Below are 20542 nucleotides of genomic sequence, written 5' to 3' on the forward strand. Positions count from 1 at the left end.
AACCTCGGTAACACGGGGTTCACACACGGGCAACGGAAGAGAAATCGCGGGCGGGCACGCTGCGGTCATCACCGCAGCGATGAAGCAGCGACCAGCAGCACCCGCAGAGTCTGAGGATGGGGCCCGTGAGCTACAAGGCTGAGTACATCTGGATCGACGGCACCGAGCCGACGGCGAAGCTTCGCTCCAAGACGAAGATCATCGGGGACGGCGACGCGCTGCCGATCTGGGGCTTCGACGGATCGAGCACGAACCAGGCCGAGGGCCACGCGTCCGACCGCGTGCTCAACCCGGTCTTCTCCTGCCCGGACCCGATCCGCGGCGGCGACAACGTCCTCGTCCTGTGCGAGGTCCTGAACATCGACATGACCCCGCACGAGTCGAACACCCGCGCGCTGCTGCGTCCGATCGCCGAGAAGTTCGCCGGCCAGGAGCCGATCTTCGGTATCGAGCAGGAGTACACCTTCTTCGACGGCATCCGTCCGCTCGGCTTCCCCGTGGGCGGCTTCCCGGCCGCGCAGGGCGGCTACTACTGCGGTGTCGGCTCGGACGAGATCTTCGGTCGCGACATCGTCGAGAAGCACCTGGACCACTGCCTCGCTGCGGGCCTGAGCATCTCCGGCATCAACGCCGAGGTCATGCCCGGCCAGTGGGAGTTCCAGGTCGGTCCCGTCGGTCCGCTGGAGGTCTCGGACCAGCTGTGGATCGCGCGCTGGCTGCTCTACCGCACCGCAGAGGACTTCAACGTCTCGGCGACGCTGAATCCGAAGCCGGTCAAGGGCGACTGGAACGGCGCCGGCGCGCACACCAACTTCTCCACGAAGGCGATGCGCGAGGACTACCGCGCGATCATCTCCGCGTGCGAGGCGCTGGGTGAGGGCAGCAAGCCGCTCGACCACGTGAAGAACTACGGCGCCGGCATCGACGAGCGTCTGACGGGTCTGCACGAGACCGCCCCCTGGAACGAGTTCAGCTACGGCGTCTCGGACCGTGGCGCCTCGGTCCGCATCCCGTGGCAGGTGGAGAAGGACGGCAAGGGCTACATCGAGGACCGCCGCCCGAACGCGAACGTGGACCCGTACGTGGTGACCCGCCTCATCACGGACACCTGCTGCACGGGCCTGGAGAAGGACGGCCTGGTCTGAGGACCGGTCCCGGAACCGGCACAGCCGAGGAAAGCACAGCCGCGAACAGCACAGCCGAGGACAGCACCACCCGGACCACGTCCGGCCGATGACCACTGACAGCGCCCGCCGCGCCCCCATGGGGCCGGCGGGCGCTGTCAGTGGTGCGGGGGACCCGCCACCCCTCGCTCACGGGTCGACTTTGTCCGGGATTGGCAGGGGTGCGAGTTCGGGATGTGAGATTTCGATCCAGAGCGTGAGACGGGGCCTGCCCCGGAGACATGGCATCTGCTTGAATGGGGCCATGGCCAGCCATTCGCACACCTCGTCAGGTCGCAGCGACCTCGAGCCTTTCTGGCCGTCCCGTCAGGATCACGATTACGACCGGGAGTGTCGCCGCGCGAAGAACGCGCCGGCCCTCTAAAGCCTCCGGGACCACCGTCCGACCTCCCCCGAGGCCTTCGGTCTGCGCGGTATCGACATCGACGACGTACGCACGTCTCCTGCCGACCACTCCGCGTGAAAGAGCTGACCACTCATGGCGAACACCCGCTCCCTCACCACCGCCGCCACCGCTGCGACCTCTTCCCTGACCTATCCGCCCAGTCCGCGCCACCGGCTCCGGTCCGTCGACCGAGACGAAGTGGCTCGAGTCGTGGACCTCTTGCCGCCGGGGGCCACCTGGCTGCCCGCGCCCCAGCACACCCTGCCGACGCTGCCGGGACAGCCGCCGATGGTCGGCTACCTGGTGCTCGTGCCGGCCGACCAGCAGCCCCCGATCGCCTTCGCCCCGCAGGCGGTGGCCGCCGCCGTCCCGTCGACCCCCACCGCCCACGCCCCGGCCGGGCAGGGTGACGGCCTGGTCCGGATCGACTCGGCGCAGCGCACCGCCGAGGTCGACGGCCGCGTGCTCGACCTGACGTACCTGGAGTTCGAACTGCTGGCCCACCTGGTGCAGCACCCGCACCGGGTGCACAGCCGGGACCAGTTGGTCACCACCGTCTGGGGCTACGGGCACGTCGGCGACGGCCGGACCGTGGACGTCCACATCGCCCGGCTGCGCCGCAAGTTGGGTGCCTCCCACCGCGCCGCGATCCAGACGGTGCGCCGGGTCGGCTACAAGTACGCACCCTGAGCGGCCGGTTCGGCTCGACGACGGTGGGCCCGTACTCCCCTGGGGAGTACGGGCCCACCTCGTCGGTGACGGCGCCCGACCGGGCCCGCCACGCACCTCCTACGTGGTCCTACGCGACGGCCTCGGCCCGGCGGCGCGCGACGAAGCCCAGCAGGACGTCGACCGCGAGGAAGGCGACCAGGCTGATCCCGAGCAGCGGGACGAACCAGCCGATCAGGGCGGTCACCGCGGCCACCGGCAGCAGCACCGTGATCGGGAGCTTGCGCCAGGCACCGCGCGGCTGCGCACGGCCGACGGACAACGTGCGGTCCTTCGTCGGCCGGCGCAGCCACCACATGCGGTAGCCCCAGAAGACGAGGAACATCACGGCGACGGCGAGCGCCGCGAGCGCGATCTGGTTGACGAGCCCGAAGGTCGTGCCCATGTGCAGGTCGATGCCGAAGCGGGTCATCTGGGCGAGGACCGGGTAGTCGGCGAAGCGCAGTTCGTCCATCACGCGGGCGTCCGCGGGATCGACGGCGACCGAGTCCAGGTGCACCGGCACCAGCTTGTCCTGCTCCTTGACGACGTACCCCTTGCCATCGGCGGGCAGGGTCACGCGGAGCGCCTCGGTGACGCCGGCGGCCCGGGCCGCGTCCACGGCCTTGTCGATGCCGACATCGGTGGTGGGCGCGGGCGGCGGGGCCATCTGCGTGCCGTCGGGCATGGTGTGCCCGGCGTGCTCGTCGGAGCCGGCGTCCGCCCCGGAGCCGAGCTGCGCGGAGACCGAGGGGGTGGCCCCACCGAGGCTGTCCTGGAGCTCCCCGATGTTCTCGCCGGCGTACTTCGACCAGGTCAGGCCGGTGGCGGAGAGGACGACGAGGCCGGCGACGGCCCACAGGCCGACGGCCCCGTGCCAGGAGAGGGTGCGGCGCCGGCCGGTGGCCTTGCGGTCCGGGAGGACCAGCTGCGACCTGCGCTTACGGCGGCGACCCAGCCACAGGGCGAGTCCGCCGAGGGCGACCACCCACATCCAGCTCGCGGCGAGCTCGCTGTAGTTCCGGCCGAACTCGCCGAGCTGGAGGCTGGAGTGGAACTCGCTGAGCCAGGCCCGCAGGGGCAGCGCGTCGCCGACGGTGGCGAGCTGCCCACGCACCTCGGCCGTATACGGGTCGACGAAGACCGTGAGGGTCTCCCCCTCGGGGAGGCCCGGGCTCTCCATGATCACCCGGGTGGTGGCCTCGGTGTCGGGGGCGGGCCACACGGACACGACATCGCCCTCGGGGGCGGCGTCCATCGCCGCGTCGACCTGGGCGCTGAGCGGCAGGGCGCTGTCGCCGACGCGGGCGACCGTCAGTTCGTCGGAGTAGATGATGCTCTCGGCCTGCCAGGAGGCGGCGTAGAGCAGTCCGGTGGCGGCGGCGAGGAAGATCAGCGGGGCGACGAGCAGGCCCGCGTAGAAGTGCATGCGCAGGAGCAGCGGGCGTACGGCGGCCCAGCCGCCGCGGTTCTTGGCCGGCTCGGCCGGTGCGGCGTCCGGGGTGCGGACGTCTTGAGCCTCGTCAAGAGACATGGGGATCCTCAGGGTTGGCGGAGACATGGGGAGCGGACCCCAGGTCTCGCCGCCTCGCCGGGTCAGGCGCGGGCGGGCCGGCCGGGGGCCGTGGAACGCGGGAGCGGAGCGCGTCCGGGCGGCCCGCGGCGCACCACGGCGTGGGCGTGTACGGCTCCGCGCAGGCGGCGCGGCCGTTCGTACGGGGCGAGGAAGACGGGCGGGGCCGGTAGGGCGGCCACCCGTACCCGGACCAGGGCGAGCGCGCGGGCGAGCGGCCGGGCCGCGTGGAGCGCGGCGGTGGCCAGGACCCGGGCCAGCCGGAAGACGGCGGCCTCGCCGCGCGCGAGCCAGGCGGCGCACAGCAGACCGGCGAGCACGTGGGCGGCGATCATCCCGGCGCCGTGACCGGCCATGCCGCTCATGCCGCTCATGCCCGCCATCCCCGCGGTGCCGGCCATGTCGGCGATGTCGGCCGTGCCGACGGTTTCGGCGCCCGGCACGTGCTGGTGGCCGTGCATCGGGGCGTGAGCGGCGAAGGGCTCGGCGGCCGCGCTCCGTGAGAAGACCAGGTGCAGCACACCTTGTACGGAGAGCACCGCGGTGGTGATGCCGACGGGGCCCCGCCGCCGCCCGGCGGCGAGCCAGGCGAATCCGCAGGTCACTCCGAAAGCACCCAGAAGGCCGAAGAGGGGGATGTCCGCTCCGGACATGGCCGAGTGTCCGATCGCGCCCAGGGCGACACACATCGCCGCGAATATCGCGGCTCGGGTGGCGCGCATCGGCGCGAATGATTCGAACATGGCCGGGACATGTTCGCACGGGGCGCCTCGGTCCCCGCCAGGGGCTTGTCCGATCATGAGCAGATGAATCCAATTCCGTGGGGAGCGGTGTACGCGGGCGGGGTGCAGTTCGGGGCCTACGCGCTGGAGCGCACCGGGGCGGCCGAGCGGGAGCGCCTGCTCCGGGACTGCTCGACGAACGTCGACAATCTCGCCGCCGGACGCTGGGAGACGCTGCTGAGCAGCGCCCTCGTCGTCGAGGAGCCCATGCCGCTGCCGTACGCGCTGCTGCTGGTCGCGGTCCTCGGGTACGCCGAGTACGCGTACGGGGCCTGGTGGGCGGCCGCGGTGTTCCTGTTCGGGCACGCCGCGGCGACCCTCCTCGTGTACGGCGCCCTGCGCGGGACCGCCGATCCGCACACGCGGCGCGCGGTGGACGTGGGGACGAGCTACGGGTTCAACGCCGTGCTCGGCTCGCTGACCTCGGCCCTGCCGCGCGGGGCGATCCGTACCGCCGCACGGGTGGGGCTGCTGGCGCTCGCGGCGGCGCCGCTGGTGCGGCGCGGGCGGACCTTCACGGACGCCGGGCATCTGGCCGCGCTCGGGCTGGGCATCGGGGTCTCGCTCGCCTTCGATTGCCTTTCCGGGGCGAACCATCAGAAAATTGCATGAACCACACCCAGCAGGAGCTGCCACGATGACCGCCACCCCGTCCACCACCGTCGCCAACCTCCGCGACCTCGGCGGCACCCCGCTCTCCGGCGGCCGCACCGTCCGGCCGGGCCTGGTCCTGCGCTCCGGCCAGCTCGACCGGCTCGACCTCGACGCCGACCCGGTGGTGGCCGCGCTGGGCCTGCGTACCGTCATCGACTTCCGCACCGACGCCGAGCGCGCCGACCATCCCGATCGGATACCCGCCGGGGCGCGGGTCCTGATCGGCGACGTCCTCGCCGACAAGCTGAACTCCGCCAAGGTGCCCGCCGCGCAGCTGAAGGACCTGCTGTCGGACCCGGCCGTGGCCGAGAAGCACCTGGGCGGCGGGCGGGCGCAGGCCCTGTTCGCCGACACCTACCGGTCCTTCGTGCACTCCGGCTCCGCGCAGGCCGCGTACCGGATGCTGCTCACCGAGGCCGCCGACGCCGACGCGGGCCCGCTGCTGTTCCACTGCACGGCCGGCAAGGACCGGACCGGCTGGGGCGCGACGATCATCCTGGCGCTGCTGGGCGCGGACGACGAGACGCTGATGGCCGAATATCTGTCCGTCAATCCCGCGGTCAAGCAGGCTTTCGCCCCGCTGATCGAGGGCTTCACGGCGGCGGGCGGCGACCCGGACATCGCGCTCGCGCTGATCGGCGTCTTCCCCTCCTACCTGCGGGCGGCACTGGACGAGGTCGAGACGCGGTACGGGTCGATGGAGAAGTACGTGCGTGAGGGACTCGGCGTCGCCGACGAGACGGTCGAGGCGCTGCGCGCCCGTCTGGCGGCCTGACCCGCACCCCGGCGCGGCGACCGCGCCCCGGCACGGGGGCCGGGGCCCGAACCGGTGACCATCCGACGATTCGCTCGTTCTGCTGAACGTGACTGCGCCGGATACCGCCACCCGCCCCATGCCTCCCGTGTCTCCCGTGCCGCCGGACGTCGAGCAGGCCGAGGCCGCCATCGTCGAGCACTACCCCCGGCTGGTGCGGCTCGCCTATCTGGTGCTGCCGCCCGCCCTCGGCCGCAACCGGCGGGTGCTCACCGCCCACTCGCTGGTCCAGCGGGCGCTGCCGCGCGGGCGGCGGGACGCGGCGGCGGCCGCGGCCGCCGTCCAGGGCGGGGTTCCCGGGCAGCGGGGCGGGGCGGACGACTCCGGGTACGCGTACGTCCGGTTGCGGGTGCTGCGCGCCGCGCTGGAGGCGGGGATTCCGCTGACCTTCCGGGCGCTGCCGAGGCGGGCGCAGCTCCCGCCGCTGCTCCCCCAGGTGTGGGGGCTGCGGCTGTTCCCCCGCTCGGGCGGGGCCGAGGAGCTGGCCCTCGACCAGTGGCTGGCCACCCTCGACGGGCCGGGCCGGGCCGCCTGCGTCCTGCGGGCCCTGGAGAAGCTGGCCGAGCCGGAGGTGCTCCGGGTGCTCGACCAGGCCGGGGTCCCGGATCCGGCCGCCGCCGCCCGGGAGTCCGGGGATCCGGCGAACGACGCCCTGTTCTCCTCCCCCGAGTTCGACCCGTGCGTGCTCCAGGCCCGGCCCACCGATCTGCTGCGGCGGCGTCGGCTGGGGCGGGCCGCGCTGGCCGCCGGGGCCGCCCTCGCCGTGTGCGGGGCGCTGCTCGCGCTGCCGGGTGGGGGCTGGGGCTCGGACGGGGCCGCCGCCCCGCTGTACTCGCGCAACGCCGCGGCCGAGCAGGCGCTGGATCCCGGGAAGCTGGTCCGGGCCGCGCCCACCCTCTGGCGCACGTCCTCCCGTACGGACTACTCCACCTGGCCCGCCCGCGGCGACCGGGCCGGCGACACGGAGCTGCTGCGCCGGGCGCTGGCCGTGTGGGCCCGGCCCGGTCCGACGGTGGTCACCTCGGCCACGCCGGGCACGCCCGCCGGGCCGCCGATGGGACCCGCGCAACTGCTGTTCGCGGGTGCCGTGGACCAGGCCGTCGTGGTCCTGATGTACGACGGGCTGCGCGTGGTGCGCTACGCCGAACCGCGGACCGGGACCGCGGGCGCCGCGCTCGACTTCGCCCGGACCGACGGCGCCTCGGCGGACACCGCCACCGCGCTGGTGCTCAGCCGGGTCGACGGCAACGTCCGCTACCTCACCGCGCCCTGGGTCACCGGCACGGCTCTGCGGGACCTGCTCAAGCCCACCGCCCCCGTGGTGGCGCTGAAGCCGACCCCGGACGGGGTGACGCCGCCGGTGGCGGGCCCGGCCCCGGCGGGCAACTGTACGAGTTGGAACGCGCTGGCCCTGACGGGCGACGGCGCCACCCGGCTGATCACCGACCTCGGTGAACTGACCCCCGCCCGGCTGACGTCGGGCGCGCCGGGTGCCGAGCGCGATGTGACGGAGGCCGCGGAGCTCGGCGACTGGTCGAGGATCGCCTGCCTGCTGCCGGCGGTCCGCTCGCACGGGGTGCGCACGGTCAACGCGTGGACGTACGCGAAGCAGCCGCTGCCGGAGGGCGACGGGACGGCGGCCTGGCTCTGCACGCGGGCCGAGACCTGGCAGGGGTCGGCGGACCGGGTGCAGGCCCAGTTCCTCGCCCCGGGTGCCCCGACGGCGGCGCAGGCGGCGAGGTCGGAGGGTTCGGCGGCCTGCGGGCCGCGGGAGCCGCGGGTGCTGGCGGGCGTGCTGTGGAAGTCCCGGGCCGGCCAGTGGTACGTCCTGGCGGCGGGCAGCGCGCAGTTCGCCTCGCTGTCGGTGTCGGGCGGCGGGGTGAGCGGGTCGGCGAACGGCAACCGGCTGGCGGTGAAGGCGCCGGCGGGTGCGCAGGTGGACCTTTCGGGCAAGTTGACGGACGGGACGAAGGCGGGCGTGCTGCGGTAGTCGTTCGGGACCTCACGGGTGGGTGAAGCTTCAACAGTCAGCAACGGTCGGGTAGTTGGCGGGATCCGGACATGACGGTCGCAGTCGACACATGGCATGATCTGATTCCGGTTACCACGCGGTAACCCCCAACACCCCTCCCCCACCCGAAGGTTCACCCCACGTGCGCACGCTCGCCCGACGCCTCCTCATACCCGGCTTGACCGCCCTGGCCCTCACCGCCACCGGCTGCGGCTCGACCTCTCACACCGGCGCCTCCGAACCGGCCGCCCCGGCCGCCGTCACCCCCTCGTCCGACGGCACCTCGCAGCAGCTCGACGTGGCCGCGGCCCCGCAGGGGACGTCCACGCCCGCGGCCGTGGCCCGGGCCGACGGGAAGGGCAGGACCGAGAAGACCGCGCTCAAGGTCGCCTCCTACGACCAGGCCACCGGCCGGGCCGTCATCGCCAAGGGCGCGCAGACGCCCGGCCGTTCGCCCGCACCCGGCAAGTCGTCCGAGACCGGGAAGTCCCCCGAGACCGGCAAGTCCCCGGAGGCCGGGAAGTCCCCCGACGCCGGGAAGTCGCCCGAGGCCGACAAGCCCGTCGCCGTCGGCGACGTCATCGCCAGCGCACCGGCCCCCGGCGCCCCCTCGGGTCTGCTCGCCAAGGTCACCGAGGTCGTCGGCAAGACCGACAAGGGCACCGAGGTCAAGACCGCCGCCACCACGCTGGCCGCCGTACTCGGCGACGACAAGGCCGACGGCAAGGTCCCCGTGGACCCGGCGGCGGTCACCGTCGAGCCCCTCACGAAGGGCGTCACCTTCTCCTGGGCCAAGGGTCCGGGCCTGACCTTCGGCCCCGAGGGCGCGAAGCTGCCGCTCGGCAACCTGCGGCTCGACGTCAACGCCTCCGTCGACACCGCCCCGGACGCCCCCGCCTCGGCCGGCGCCTCGGTGTCCGGGTTCGTCCAGCTCGCCCCGCAGGTCGAGTTCGCGTACGACGGCGGCGCCGGCGGCGTCCCCGGTCCGCGTGGCGCCTTCCTCGGCATGAGCGGCGACTGGTCCTCGCAGTGGAAGCTCCAGGGCCGCGCCGCCGCGAGCACCGGGGCGCCCAAGCGGATCCCGTTCGCCAAGCTGCACAGCTCGCCCGTCATCCAGGTCGGCCCGGTGCCGGTCGTCGTCAACCTCGACCTGACCTGCTACATCCAGGTGGAGGCCGACGGTCGCGTGACCCTCGACGTCCAGCAGGACGTCAAGGGCGACTTCAAGGTCGGCGGCAGCTACGCCACGGGCAAGGGCTGGACCCCGGTCAGCGCCTCGAACGTGCGGAGCACGCCGGTCCGGGCGAGCGTCACCGCCGCCGGCAAGGTCAAGGGCGCGATCGGCGCCGAGGCCTCCGTCGGTCTCTACGGGGCCGTCGGCGTCACCGCGGACTTCGCCCCGTACGTGCGGGGCGAGGGAGACATCAAGGCGGCCGCGTCCAGCGACGGCAAGACCTCCCTGGACGGCGCGTGGGCGCTGTACGGCGGCTTCGACCTGAGCGGGAACCTCCAGCTCCAGCTGTCACTGTTCGGCACGCCCCTCTTCGAGCGCAAGATCCCGCTGGGCACCCTCAACCGTGAGTGGGCGCTCTCGACCGGCCATATCAAGCGGTAGTCGGCGGGACAGCGGTACGAACACTGCCCGGGTGCGCGAGCGCCCGGGCAGTGGCATGTCGGAGAAGTCCGCGCAGGGGGCTTCTCCTGCCATCTACCCATCAGTACATTGACGCCATGTCTAATACGCCGCTCGCGCCCGCCCCCGTGGCGTCGGAACACGTGGACCTGAGGCCCCGGAACGTGTCCTTCGGCTGGGAGGACACCCCACTCCACTGGCTGCCCGGCGATCCCTTCGCCGGACACATGATCAATGTGCTGCACCTCCTGCTCCCCGCGGGAGAGCGCTGGTTCGTGCACGTCTACAAGCAGGTGCTCCCGTACATCGAGGACGAGCGACTGCGGGCGGACGTCGTCGGCTTCATCGGCCAAGAGGCCATGCACGCCACCGCGCACGACGACGTGCTCCCCCACCTGAAGCGGCTGGGGCTGGACCCGACCCCCTACACCGCGCAGGTGGACTGGCTGTTCGAGAAGCTCCTCGGCGACCGGACCCTGCCGCCGGGCCGGGCCCGCCACTGGTGGCTGATGGAACGGGTCGCGATGATCGCGGCGATCGAGCACTACACGGCGTTCCTGGGCGACTGGGTGCTGAACGCCGACGCGCTGGACCGGCGGGGTGCCGACCCCACCATGCTGGACCTGCTGCGCTGGCACGGGGCGGAGGAGGTCGAGCACCGCTCGGTGGCCTTCGACCTCTTCATGCACGTCGACGGCAACTACCGTCGCCGGGCCCGCACCTGGGCGACCGCCTTCTCGGCGCTGGTGTTCCTGTGGCAGCGCGGCGTGCGCTTCTTCATGGAGAACGACCCGCATCTGGTGGAGGGCAAGGCCTCCTTCGGGAAGTTCTTCGTGGCCGGTCAGCAGGGGGTGCTCCCCTCGACGGGCGCGATGCTGAAGTCCATCCCGAAGTACCTCTCCCGCACCTATCACCCCTCGCAGGAGGGCTCGACGGCCCAGGCGGTGGCCTATCTGGCCGCCTCCCCCGGCGCGAACGGCGGGGTGCGGGCATGAGGCGCGCCCTCGCCGTCACCGCCGTCGCCGGCGCGGCCTGGGTGACCCGGCGCGCCCTGCGGCGCCGCATCGACAGGTCCCCGCTCTGGCCGCTGCCGGCCCTGGAGACTCCGGTCTCGGGCCACTCCCCACGTCGGGCGCTGCGTGCGCTGATCGTCTCCCGTACGGAGCCCGCGCACGGCGTGCTGCGGCTGACCCTGGAGTCACCGGACCTCCCGACGTGGACCCCGGGCGCGCACGTGGACGTCACCCTGCCCTCCGGCCTGGTCCGCCAGTACTCGCTGTGCGGGGACCCGGCCGACGCCGGCCGGTACACGATCGCGATCCGGCTGATCGAGGACGGCCGGGGCGGCTCCCGCGAGGCGCACGCGCAACTGGTCGAGGGCGCCGAGCTGGAGCTGCGCCCGCCGCGCAACCGCTTCGAGCTGGTCCCGGCGGCCTCGTACGTCTTCGTCGCGGGCGGCATCGGCATCACGCCGATCCTCCCGATGCTGCGGGCCGCCACGGCCGCGGGCGCCGACTGGACCCTCCTCTACGGAGGCCGCTCCCTCGACTCGATGCCCTTCCTGGACGACCTCGCGGCCTACGGCGACCGGGTCACGGTCCTTCCCGAGGACGAGGTGGGTCTGCCGGACCTGACCCCGCTCGCCGCCTCGGCGCCCGGCACCCTGGTCTACTGCTGCGGGCCGGAACCACTGATGGCGGCCGTCATCGAGGCCGCCCAGGACCCGGCGGCCGTGCACCTGGAGCGCTTCGCGCCGTCGGCCGCGCCCGGTCCGGCGCGGGCCTTCACGGTCGAACTGCGCCGCTCGGCCCGGATCGTCGAGGTGGCGGCGGACGAGAGCGCGCTGACCGCGGTGCGCCGGGACCTGCCGGACACCCCGTACTCCTGCGAGCAGGGTTTCTGCGGGACCTGCCAACACCGGGTGCTGGAGGGTGGCGTGGACCACCGCGACGAGCTGCTCACGGACCAGGAGCGCGAGGACTCGATGCTGCTGTGCGTGTCCCGCGCGAAGGGGGACCGACTGGTCCTGGACCTGTGAACGCTCCCCAGTAGGGTGTCCGCATGACAACCGGGGTGCGACGCAGGATGGGTGTCGAGGAGCGGCGGCAGCAGCTGATCGGGGTTGCCCTGGAGCTGTTCAGCAACCGCTCGCCCGACGATGTGTCGATCGACGAGATCGCGGCGGCCGCGGGGATATCCCGGCCGCTCGTCTACCACTACTTTCCGGGCAAGCTGAGTCTGTACGAGGCCGCGCTGCGGCGGGCGGCCGACGAGCTGGCGCTGCGGTTCGTGGAGCCCCGGGAGGGTCCGCTCGGCGGGCGCCTGCTGCGGGTGATGGGGCGTTTCTTCGATTTCGTCGACGACCACGGGCCGGGCTTCTCGGCGCTGATGCGCGGCGGTCCGGCGGTCGGCAGCAGCCGCACGAACGCGATGATCGACGAGGTCCGGCAGGCGGCGTACGAGCAGATCCTCACGCACCTGGGGATCGGGCTGAACCGTACGCCCGCGCGCATGGAGCTCGTGGTGCGGTCCTGGGTGTCGCTGGCCGAGTCCACCGCGCTGATCTGGCTGGACGGGCGCCGGATCCCGCGGAGCGAGCTGGAGTTGCAGCTGGTGCACGACTTCGCGGCGCTGGCCGCCGTGAGCGCCGCGTACGACGCGGAGATGGCGGGGATCCTCGTACGGATCCTGGCCGACGAACCCGCCGACGGGCCCTTCGGGGAGCTGGTCGGGCGGCTCGCCGCCCTGGTGCCGGCCGAGGTACCGGATCCGCGGTGAATACGGGGTGTGGCGGCCACCCATGATCATCGATAATGCCCGCGTGATCATTGACGACGAGATCCTGTTCCGGCCGGCCCAGGAGAAGGACGCCGGGACGCTGGTGCAGCTGTACGACCAGGCGGCCCGGTGGATGCGCAAGCACGGGATCGATCAGTGGAAGCCCGGCGAGAAGGACGCCGCGCACTTCCGATCGAAGATGCGCGAGGGTGAGGTGTGGCTCGCCGGCGACGCCGACGGGCGCGTGTGCGGGGCCTACGAGTTGTGGTGGTCCGACGAGGAGGCCTGGGGAGTCCAGCCGCCCGTCGCGGGCTACGTGCACCGGCTGATGGTGGCGCGCGAGGTGGCCCCCGCGGGGGCCGGGCGGCGGCTGCTCGAACACGCCGAGCGCCGGACCGCCCGGACCGGTCGGGAACGGGCTCGGCTGGACTGCGTCTCCACCAACCCCCGGCTGCTCGCGTACTACCGGGGTGCGGGCTACCGGGTGGTCGGGGAGCTCCCCAACAAGGAGGGGAAGGACGGCAGGACCTACGGGGTGATCCTGCTGGAGAAGCGGTTGGACCGACTCACCGGCGTGTGAAGACCGAGACGGTGCGGGCGGGGACGGTGAACTCTCCTGTCTTCGCGTCGTACGTGGACCGCTTGACGGTGGCGTCGGAGCCCGCGGCCTGGATCGGGTGCAGGCGGTAGGCGGTGCCGGAAAGGGCGGGGACGCGCTGCGCCTGGCCGGTGGGGGCCGCGTTGAAGACGACGACCAGGTCGCCCAGGGTCATGGTGATGACGCCCGGGGTCTCGTCCTTGCCCGAGAGGGGGAAGGACAGCCGGGACTGGACCGCCTCGGTGGTGGTGAGGGCGAAGTCCGGTTCGGTGGTGCGGATCCTCAGCAGGTCGCGGTAGGCGGCCGAGGTGGCGCCGATGTCCGTGCAGTTGGGCGCCGGTCCCGTGAGCAGCGGCTTCGCGTAGAGCCACTTCGAGGCGTTGTCGGCGGCCGGGGGCAGGCCGCGGCCGAAGCCGTTGCCGTCCCGGCAGTCCCAGTGGATGGCGTTGAACCAGTCGCCGCTGTCGTAGGAGTTGCGGTCCAGGGACTTGGAGCGCAGCAGGTCGGTGCCCGCCTGGGAGAGGGCCGGGCCCTGCGAGAGGGTGGCCGTCGCCATGGCCAGGACCTGCATGCGGGCCTGGTCGTGGGGGCTGGTGCCGGGCGCGAGCTTGTAGGTCAGGGCGTCGGCGAGGGATTCGTTGTCGTGGGCGTCGGCGTAGGCGAGGGCGTCGCCGGGGGCGGCCGCGTAGCCGGCCGGGGCGCCGTTGTAGTCCAGTTCGGCGCCCTTGACGCGGCGGCCGGTGGTGTCGGTGAAGGCGTACGAGGCGAGGTTGCCGGAGAGTCCGACCTTGATCAGGTCCTGGGCGTGCAGGAGGCGGGCCTTCTGCTGTTCGGCGGTGCCGTTCGCGGGTGACGCGTTCGGGGCGGTGAACAGGCCGGACGCGAAGCCCTGGACGCGCGGGTCCTCGTCGAAGGGGCCGCCGCCGCGGACGGCGTCACGGGCCCGGTCGGAGAAGGTGGCGATGCCGGTGCCGGCCATGTTCTTCTGCGTGGCCTGGACGAAGCGGGCGTCGTCGGCGATCTCGCCGAAGTTCCAGCCCTCCCCGTAGAGCACGATCTTCTTGCCGTCGACCCCGTCCTTGGCGAGGGTGAGTCCGTCGAGGGCGGCGCGGACGGCCAGGATATTGGCCTTCGGGTGGTGGCCCATCAGGTCGAAGCGGAAGCCGTCGACCTTGTACTCCTTCGCCCAGGTGACGATCGAGTCGACGACCAGGCGTCCCATCATGGCGTTCTCGGGGGCGGTGTTGGCGCAGCAGGTGGAGGTGGCGACGCTGCCGTCGGCCAGCAGGCGCTGGTAGTAGCCGGGGACGATGCGGTCGAGGACCGACTTGTCGGCCTGGCCGGCGGCGACGGTGTGGTTGTAGACCACGTCCATCACGGTCCGCAGCCCGGACCCGTTGAGGGACTGGACCATCCTGCGGAACTCGACTGTGCGGGCCGTGCCGTTCGGGTCGCTGGCGTAGCTGCCCTCGGGGACGGTGTAGTGCAGCGGGTCGTAGCCCCAGTTGTACGCGTCCTTGGCGGCCGCGGCGGCCACGCAGGCCTGCTGTTCCTGCGAGTCCGGCGCGTACACCGTGAGGTCGCAGGCGGGCTCGGTGCGGTCGGCCGCCTTCTCCGGGATGGTGCCGATGTCGAAGGCCGGCAGCAGGTGGACGTAGGAGGTGCCGGCGGCGGCCAGGTCGCGCAGGTGCCGCATGCCCGCCGAGGCGGTGTCGGTGAAGGCCAGGTACTGGCCGGGGTGGCTGGTGGTGCGGTCCGCGACGGAGAAGTCACGGACGTGCAGCTCCTGGATCTGCGCGGAGGTGAAGGGGACGGGCGCGGGCTTGCGCAGGGTCTTCCAACCGGGCGGGGCGAGCTTGGGGTCGGCCAGGTCGACGACGAGGCTGTGGACGGAATCCGCGGTGAGGGCGGTGGAGTAGGGGTCGGTGACGAGGTTGCGGACGACCTGGCGGGTGCTCGGGGCCCAGACGGTGACGTCGAAGCGGTAGGGCTTTCCGGTCCAGGAGCGTTCGCCGCGCACCGACCAGACGCCGGTGGCGTCGTCGCGGCGCATGGCCACGGTGCGGCCGCCCAGTTCGAGGGAGACCTGCTGGGCGGTGGGGGCCCAGACGGAGAGCGTGGGGCGGCCGTCCTTGAAGACGGGGCCGAGGGAAGCGGTGGTCGCGTAGAGGTCGTCGAGGACGCCGGCGAGCTGGACGCCCGTGGCGGCGAGGACGGCGCCGTTCGCGGCGCGGGCGCTCGCGACGAGCTGGCCGCGCAGGGCCTCGCGGACCCGGTCGCGGTCGCGCGGGTCGACGGGGTAGGCGCCGTACGAGGCGAGGTGCGGGAACTTCTGCTTCTGGGCGGCGGTCAGTTCGGCCCTGGCTCCCAGTCGCAGCCATGAGGCGTGGCCGGTCAGGGTGCCGTTCTCGGCCTTGACGGCGCCTTCGCGGGAGGCGAGGAGCTGTACGGAGGCGGCGGCGGTGGGGGCGTTCCAGGCGAGGGTGTCCCGGTCGATCCACACGGCCTGGGACTTGGTGAGGTCCAGGGCGGCGGCGGATCCGGCGGGCTGCGGAAGGAGGTACTTCTCCTGGCCGCCCAGCATCCACACCTCGTGGCCGGTGGCCTTCAGGTCCAGGGACTGGTCGGTGGGGAGGTCCTTCTCGTCGCCCTTGTGGAGGATGTAGCTGAGGCTGGTGGCGCCGGCCGCGAGGGGGACCTCGTAGACCGCGCCGTAGGAGTCGGTGCGGGTGGGGAGGATCGGCTTGGACCAGTCGGTGGGGTTCGCGGCTCCGGTCCAGACGTGCAGGCCCCAGCCGTCGTAGGCGCCGTCGGGGCGCTGGTAGTGCAGTACGGCCTTGGTCCGGTCCTGCGGCGGGTAGGCGGGGCGGTCGGTGCGGGCGGGCTCCTTGCCCTGCTCCAGCCAGATCTCGCCGGTCTTCGTCACGTCGATGGTGCGGTCGGCGGCGACGTCCTTGTTGCCGTCCTTGTCGATGACGAGGTAGCCGACGGAGGAGGCGCCGGGCTTGAGCTTGACGTACGCGAAGGCGCCGTAGGCGTCGCGGCCGGTGAAGTCGTGGCCGGCGGGCTGTGCCTTCGACGGAGCGGCCTCGCCCTCGGCGAGGTCGCCCCAGGCGTAGAGCCGCCAGTTCGTGTAGTCGCCGTCGGGCCGGTTGTAGTGGACGACGGCGTGGTCGCGCTGGGTGGCGGTGGGGATCTCGGTGGGCGGGGCCTGGCCGGTGGTGGAGGTGGCGAGGGCGCTCGTGGTGCGGCCGGCGGAGTCGACGACGACGGCCTTGTAGCGCAGGGCGGTGCCGGCCGGGGTCGTGGCGTCGAGGTGCTGGGTGACCTTGTAGGGGGCGTGGTCGGCGGAGCCGAGCACCTGCCACGTGGCGTTGCCGGTCTGGGCGGCGAAGACGACGCGGTTCAGGCCGCCGCCGCTGACGTCGGCGGAGAGCTCGACGGTGCCGGAGGCGCCGGGGGCCGGGGCCTTGAGGGTCAGGGTGGGCTCGACGGCCGGCTTGGCGGCGGGGGTCACGGCCTGGAGGACGACGGAGCCGAGGGCCGGGACCGGGACGGTGAGCTTGCCGGCCGCCGAGGCGCGGATCAGCGCGGTGCCGCCGTACAGGGTGCGGTACTGGGCGCCGGCCGGGGCGTCGATGTCGACGGTGCGGGAGTCGGCGGCGTTGTTGGCGGCGACCAGGTACTCAGTGCGGGTCTTGGTGTCGGTGCGGGCGAAGGCGTAGACGGAGCCGTCGGAGAAACGTTCGCTCTGGACGCCGTCCCGGAGGGCCGGATGCGCCTTCGTCAGCTTCGAGAGAGCACTGATCTGCCGGTAGAGCGGGTGTCCCGGATCGTAGGCGTCGCTCGCGTGGGTACGCGCCGTTCCGAGCTGGTCGTCGTCCAGGTAGTCGGCGATCCGGGTGGCGAACAGCGGCTGTCGGGCGTCCTTGTCGCCACCGGCGCCGGTGAAGCCCTGCTCGTCGCCGGAGTAGATCACCGGATTGCCCCGGGAGAGGAACATCAGCTCGTTGGCCAGCCGGTAACGCTCCAGCAGTTCCTGCTCCCCGGCTCCCGGCCGGTCCTGCTTCAGGAAGGTGGCGAAGCGGCCCATGTCGTGGTTGCCGAGGAAGGTCACCTGCTCGTAGGCGTTGGCCTTGCCGGAGGTGTACCGGTAGTCGTCACCGAGGACGGAGGCCAGCCGGCCGGCGGGCGCGCCCTGGGAGGCGTAGGCGCGGATCGCGTCCTGGAGCGGGAAGTCGAGCGTGGCGTCGAGCTTCCCGCGCGTCACGTACGGGGAGGTGACGGCGGTGTCGGCGGAGTAGACCTCGCCGAACATGAAGAAGTCGTCGCGGCCGCGCTTCGCGGCGTAGGTGTCGAGGGCGGTCGCCCACTGCGTCCAGAACTCGGTGTTGACGTGCTTGACCGTGTCGATCCGGAAGCCGTCGATCCGGAAGTCCCGCACCCACTTCTCGTAGATCTTCTCCATCCCGTCGACGACCTCGGGCCGCTCGGTCCACAGGTCGTCGAGACCGACGAAGTCGCCCTGCTCGGAGGACTCGCCGGCGAAGGTGGAGTCACCCCGGTTGTGGTACATCGTCGGGTCGTTGAGCCAGCCCGGCACCTTGAGGTTCTTCTTCGCGTCGGGCACGAACGGGGTCCGCGGGAAGGACTCCCCGTCGACCTTCGGGAACTTCGCCTTCCCGTCGGCATAGTCCTTGTCGTCGAACGGCACGCCGTCCTTGGTGAGGTAGGGGAACGCCCCCTTCGACAGGTACGAGTACGACGCCTCCCGGTAGTCCACGACATCGGCGGTGTGGTTGGTGATGACGTCGAAGAAGACCTTCATCCCCTTCCCGTGCGCCTTGTCGATCAGCCGTTCCAGGTCGGCGTTCGTCCCGAAGTGCGGGTCGACCTGGGTGAAGTCGGTGATCCAGTAGCCGTGGTAGCCGGCGGAGGCATCGGCTCCCTTGCCCTGCACCGGCTGGTTCTTGAAGATCGGCGCCAGCCAGATGGCCGTGGTGCCGAGCCCCTTGATGTAGTCGAGCCGGTCGGTGAGTCCCTTGAGGTCACCACCCTGGTAGAAGCCCTTGTCCGTGGGGTCGAGGCCGGTCTCCAGGCGCGAGCCGGTCAGTCCGCCCCGGTCGTTGCGCGGGTCGCCGTTCGCGAACCGGTCCGGGAGCACGAAGTAGAACTGCTCCCGGGTCAGGTCGTGGCGGGCCGGTTCGGCGGCCAGTTTCGCGTCCGAGGGTGGGGCGGGTGGCCCGGCCGGTGCGGCCGCGGCGGGGAGGGCGGGCAGGAAGGTCACGGCCAGGGCGGCGGCGAGCACTCCTGCGGCAGGGCGTATCAAGGCAGGTCTCCTTGTGTACGTGTCGCATGGATGAGGGCCGCCCGGCGTGGCAGGGAGGATGGTGCCGGACGGCCCTGGTCGGTGGAGCGGTGGCTCAGCTGCGCCAGGTGTCGGTCAGCGTGACCTTGCCGCTCGCGGGGACGGTGGCGGTGCGGTTGGCTCCGCTCTCCCAGGTGACGTTCCCGGTGGCGTCCTTGCGGAGGTACTTGTACGAGAACGCGGTCCCGGCCGGGAGCGTCACGTCGAGCTTCCAGACGGGGTACGCGGCCGGGTCGAGCTTCAGGGCGGCGCCGGTGTTCCAGCCGCCGAGTTCGGCACGGTCACCGGTGACGTAGATGTTCTGTCCGGGCACGGTGGTGGCGGTCACCCCGAAGGAGGCTCCCGCGGAGCCTGCCGGGGTGCCGGAGCAGGTACGGGCCCCGGCGTGCAGGGCCACCGCCGTCCCGGCGGCGACCGTGGCGGTGAACTGCCCGCCCGAGCCGACGGTGACGGTCCGCCCGCTCTGCACGTCGCAGTAGTCGCCGCTCGGCAGCGAGGTCTGGAAGGTCCGGGTCAGGGCGGAACCCTCGTGGTTGATCGCCACGTACGCCTTGGTGCCGCGCCCGAAGGCGATCTGGTCGCCGCCGTTGTCCCACCAGTTCGTGACGCCCTGACCGCGGGCCGCGTTGCGGAAGCCGACCATGGAGGAGATCTCCCGCCAGGCGTGCTGGCACTTCCAGCCGTCGGAGTAACAGGCGTTCACCGTGCCCCGGTTGGGCGGACCGGCGTCCTTGTCGCTCCACTCGTAGCCGGAGTGCACGTCCGGGGCCCCGTAGGGCCAGGCCAGTGCGAACACACTGGCCAGCGTGTAGGCGGACCCGTCCTTGTAGGTGAGGGTGTCGCCGCCGCGCTCGGTGTCGTGATTGTCGACGAAGACCCCGGCCTGCCCGCTGGGCATGTACCCCCAGGCCTCGCCGAAGTTCTTCAGGTAGGCCAGGTTCTCGCTCTGGAAGACCCGCTTGAGGTCCCGGGCGTACCGGAACTCCTGCACGTCGCCGTTCCCCAGGTACTCGCTCGGCGAGACGGCCTCCCCGGCCCCGTATATCGCCTCCTGCTTCCAGTACACACCGGGTTTGGTGAGCCGGGACTTGATGGCGGCGAGGTCGGCGGCGGGCATGTGCTTGGCGGCGTCGATCCGCAGGCCGTCCACGCCGAGCGAGAGCAGGTCGTTCAGGTACCCGGCGATGCGCCCGCGTACGTACTCCTCGCCGGTGTCCAGGTCGGCGAGCTGCACGAGCTCGCAGTTCTGGACATTGCCCCGGTCCTGGTAGTTCGAGATCGAGGCCCGGCAGTCGTCCATGTCGGCGCCCGAGTAGAGCCCCGGATAGTTGTACTTCGTGTACGAAGTTCCCCCGGTCCCGGTGAAGGTGGCGCCCGCGTCCGCCGGACCGGCCATGTGGTTGATGACGGAGTCGACGACGACCTTCACCCCGGCGGCGTGACAGGTGTCGACCATGGCTTTGAAGGCGGCCCGGTCGCCGAGCCGTCCGGCGATCTTGTAGCTCACGGGCTGGTACGAGGTCCACCACTGCCCGCCCTGCACATGTTCCTGCGGCGGCGACACCTGCACGTACCCGTATCCGGCGGGTCCCAGCGCATCGGTGCAAGCCTTGGCGACGGAGTCGAAGCGCCACTCGAAGAGGACGGCGGTGACGTCCTTCTCGCCGGGCGGCACGGCGGCGGCCGGCGGCCCGACGGCCGTGAGGGTGGCGGCGGCGAGCGCACCCGCGACGACGGCGCGTGCGCTCTGCAGGGTTCTGCCGTTCCTTGCGGTGCTGGGCATGTGGGGCCTCCTGGCGGAGAGGTGGGGATTGCAGGCGACCGTATGGGCCCACCAACAGCCCTGCAATACCTTGCGCAAGAAATTGCAGAATTGTTTCTCGCGTGTGTCCTACCGGGACTTGAGGGGAGGCGGGGGCGGGGGGCGGGGGGCGAGGCGGGGGCGGGGCGGGGCTGGGCGGGGGCTTCGGGGGCGGGAGCCGGCCGGGCGGCATCAGGGAGGGGTATGGGGGTTTCCCGTCAGTCCCATCGTCCCTCCGGGTCGGGCCGGTCCC

The 20542-nt window shown here is 72.3% G+C and carries 14 protein-coding genes; 10 read left to right on the forward strand and 4 right to left on the reverse strand.

Features of this window, described 5'->3' with window-relative positions:
* Positions 1-125 precede the first annotated feature (125 nt).
* Together glnII and ACGFYY_RS03445 are read left to right on the forward strand one after the other, a co-directional pair.
* Positions 126-1145 (forward strand): glutamine synthetase, encoded by a 1020-nt coding sequence (gene glnII, locus ACGFYY_RS03440; RefSeq protein WP_393706787.1) that lies wholly within the window; start codon positions 126-128, stop codon positions 1143-1145.
* 517 nt (positions 1146-1662) lie between these two features.
* Positions 1663-2259 (forward strand): winged helix-turn-helix domain-containing protein, encoded by a 597-nt coding sequence (locus ACGFYY_RS03445; RefSeq protein WP_393706789.1) that lies wholly within the window; start codon positions 1663-1665, stop codon positions 2257-2259.
* 109 nt (positions 2260-2368) lie between these two features.
* On the opposite strand, the gene ACGFYY_RS03450 is transcribed toward ACGFYY_RS03445, so the two are convergent.
* Complete coding sequence (locus tag ACGFYY_RS03450; protein WP_393706791.1) at positions 2369-3811, reverse strand: PepSY-associated TM helix domain-containing protein; 1443 nt, start codon at positions 3809-3811, stop codon at positions 2369-2371.
* A 62-nt stretch (positions 3812-3873) separates the two neighbouring features.
* Complete coding sequence (locus ACGFYY_RS03455) at positions 3874-4572, reverse strand: hypothetical protein (protein WP_393706792.1); 699 nt, start codon at positions 4570-4572, stop codon at positions 3874-3876.
* A gap of 84 nt (positions 4573-4656) precedes the next feature.
* On the opposite strand from ACGFYY_RS03455, the gene ACGFYY_RS03460 reads away from it, so the two are divergent.
* From ACGFYY_RS03460 to ACGFYY_RS03495, 8 genes are all read left to right on the forward strand, one after another.
* Positions 4657-5244 (forward strand): rhomboid-like protein, encoded by a 588-nt coding sequence (locus tag ACGFYY_RS03460; protein ID WP_365265656.1) that lies wholly within the window; start codon positions 4657-4659, stop codon positions 5242-5244.
* Positions 5245-5269: 25 nt separating this feature from the next.
* Positions 5270-6061 (forward strand): tyrosine-protein phosphatase, encoded by a 792-nt coding sequence (locus ACGFYY_RS03465; protein WP_393706794.1) that lies wholly within the window; start codon positions 5270-5272, stop codon positions 6059-6061.
* Between the two features lie 118 nt (positions 6062-6179).
* Positions 6180-8090: a hypothetical protein gene (locus ACGFYY_RS03470; protein WP_393706795.1), complete on the forward strand. Its 1911-nt coding sequence runs from the start codon at positions 6180-6182 to the stop codon at positions 8088-8090.
* Positions 8091-8253: 163 nt separating this feature from the next.
* Positions 8254-9726, forward strand: a complete 1473-nt coding sequence (locus ACGFYY_RS03475) for a hypothetical protein (RefSeq protein WP_393706796.1) — start codon at positions 8254-8256, stop codon at positions 9724-9726.
* A 116-nt stretch (positions 9727-9842) separates the two neighbouring features.
* A complete protein-coding gene (locus ACGFYY_RS03480) occupies positions 9843-10739 on the forward strand; it encodes a metal-dependent hydrolase (RefSeq protein WP_365265664.1) in 897 nt (298 codons plus the stop codon).
* Positions 10736-11782 carry a PDR/VanB family oxidoreductase gene (locus ACGFYY_RS03485; protein ID WP_393706797.1) on the forward strand — a complete coding sequence of 349 codons (1047 nt, stop codon included), beginning with the start codon at positions 10736-10738 and terminating at the stop codon, positions 11780-11782. Before ACGFYY_RS03480 ends, ACGFYY_RS03485 begins: the two co-directional genes overlap by 4 nt.
* A 23-nt stretch (positions 11783-11805) precedes the next feature.
* Positions 11806-12522: a TetR/AcrR family transcriptional regulator gene (locus ACGFYY_RS03490; protein WP_365265668.1), complete on the forward strand. Its 717-nt coding sequence runs from the start codon at positions 11806-11808 to the stop codon at positions 12520-12522.
* A gap of 43 nt (positions 12523-12565) precedes the next feature.
* A complete protein-coding gene (locus ACGFYY_RS03495) occupies positions 12566-13102 on the forward strand; it encodes a GNAT family N-acetyltransferase (RefSeq protein ID WP_365265670.1) in 537 nt (178 codons plus the stop codon).
* Here the strand turns inward: ACGFYY_RS03495 and pulA are convergent.
* Positions 13089-18449 (reverse strand): pullulanase-type alpha-1,6-glucosidase, encoded by a 5361-nt coding sequence (gene pulA / locus ACGFYY_RS03500; protein WP_393706800.1) that lies wholly within the window; start codon positions 18447-18449, stop codon positions 13089-13091. The two genes, ACGFYY_RS03495 and pulA, sit on opposite strands and share 14 nt — an antisense overlap.
* Before the next feature lie 94 nt (positions 18450-18543).
* Positions 18544-20271 carry a carbohydrate-binding module family 20 domain-containing protein gene (locus ACGFYY_RS03505; RefSeq protein WP_393706801.1) on the reverse strand — a complete coding sequence of 576 codons (1728 nt, stop codon included), beginning with the start codon at positions 20269-20271 and terminating at the stop codon, positions 18544-18546.
* Between the last annotated feature and the right edge of the window lie 271 nt (positions 20272-20542).

Origin of the sequence: Streptomyces sp. NPDC048331, from assembly GCF_043201215.1 — a bacterium.
Taxonomy (GTDB): Bacteria; Actinomycetota; Actinomycetes; order Streptomycetales; family Streptomycetaceae; genus Streptomyces.

Bases quoted from the DNA above. Each gene is read 5' to 3' on its own strand.
- ACGFYY_RS03480 (WP_365265664.1), top strand. From the start codon at position 9,843: ATGTCTAATACGCCGCTCGCGCCCGCCCCCGTGGCGTCGGAACACGTG.
- ACGFYY_RS03470 (WP_393706795.1), top strand. From the start codon at position 6,180: ATGCCTCCCGTGTCTCCCGTGCCGCCGGACGTCGAGCAGGCCGAGGCC.
- ACGFYY_RS03455 (WP_393706792.1), bottom strand. From the start codon at position 4,572: ATGCGCGCCACCCGAGCCGCGATATTCGCGGCGATGTGTGTCGCCCTG.
- ACGFYY_RS03460 (WP_365265656.1), top strand. From the start codon at position 4,657: ATGAATCCAATTCCGTGGGGAGCGGTGTACGCGGGCGGGGTGCAGTTC.
- ACGFYY_RS03445 (WP_393706789.1), top strand. From the start codon at position 1,663: ATGGCGAACACCCGCTCCCTCACCACCGCCGCCACCGCTGCGACCTCT.
- ACGFYY_RS03485 (WP_393706797.1), top strand. From the start codon at position 10,736: ATGAGGCGCGCCCTCGCCGTCACCGCCGTCGCCGGCGCGGCCTGGGTG.
- ACGFYY_RS03450 (WP_393706791.1), bottom strand. From the start codon at position 3,811: ATGTCTCTTGACGAGGCTCAAGACGTCCGCACCCCGGACGCCGCACCG.
- ACGFYY_RS03465 (WP_393706794.1), top strand. From the start codon at position 5,270: ATGACCGCCACCCCGTCCACCACCGTCGCCAACCTCCGCGACCTCGGC.
- ACGFYY_RS03490 (WP_365265668.1), top strand. From the start codon at position 11,806: ATGACAACCGGGGTGCGACGCAGGATGGGTGTCGAGGAGCGGCGGCAG.
- ACGFYY_RS03505 (WP_393706801.1), bottom strand. From the start codon at position 20,271: ATGCCCAGCACCGCAAGGAACGGCAGAACCCTGCAGAGCGCACGCGCC.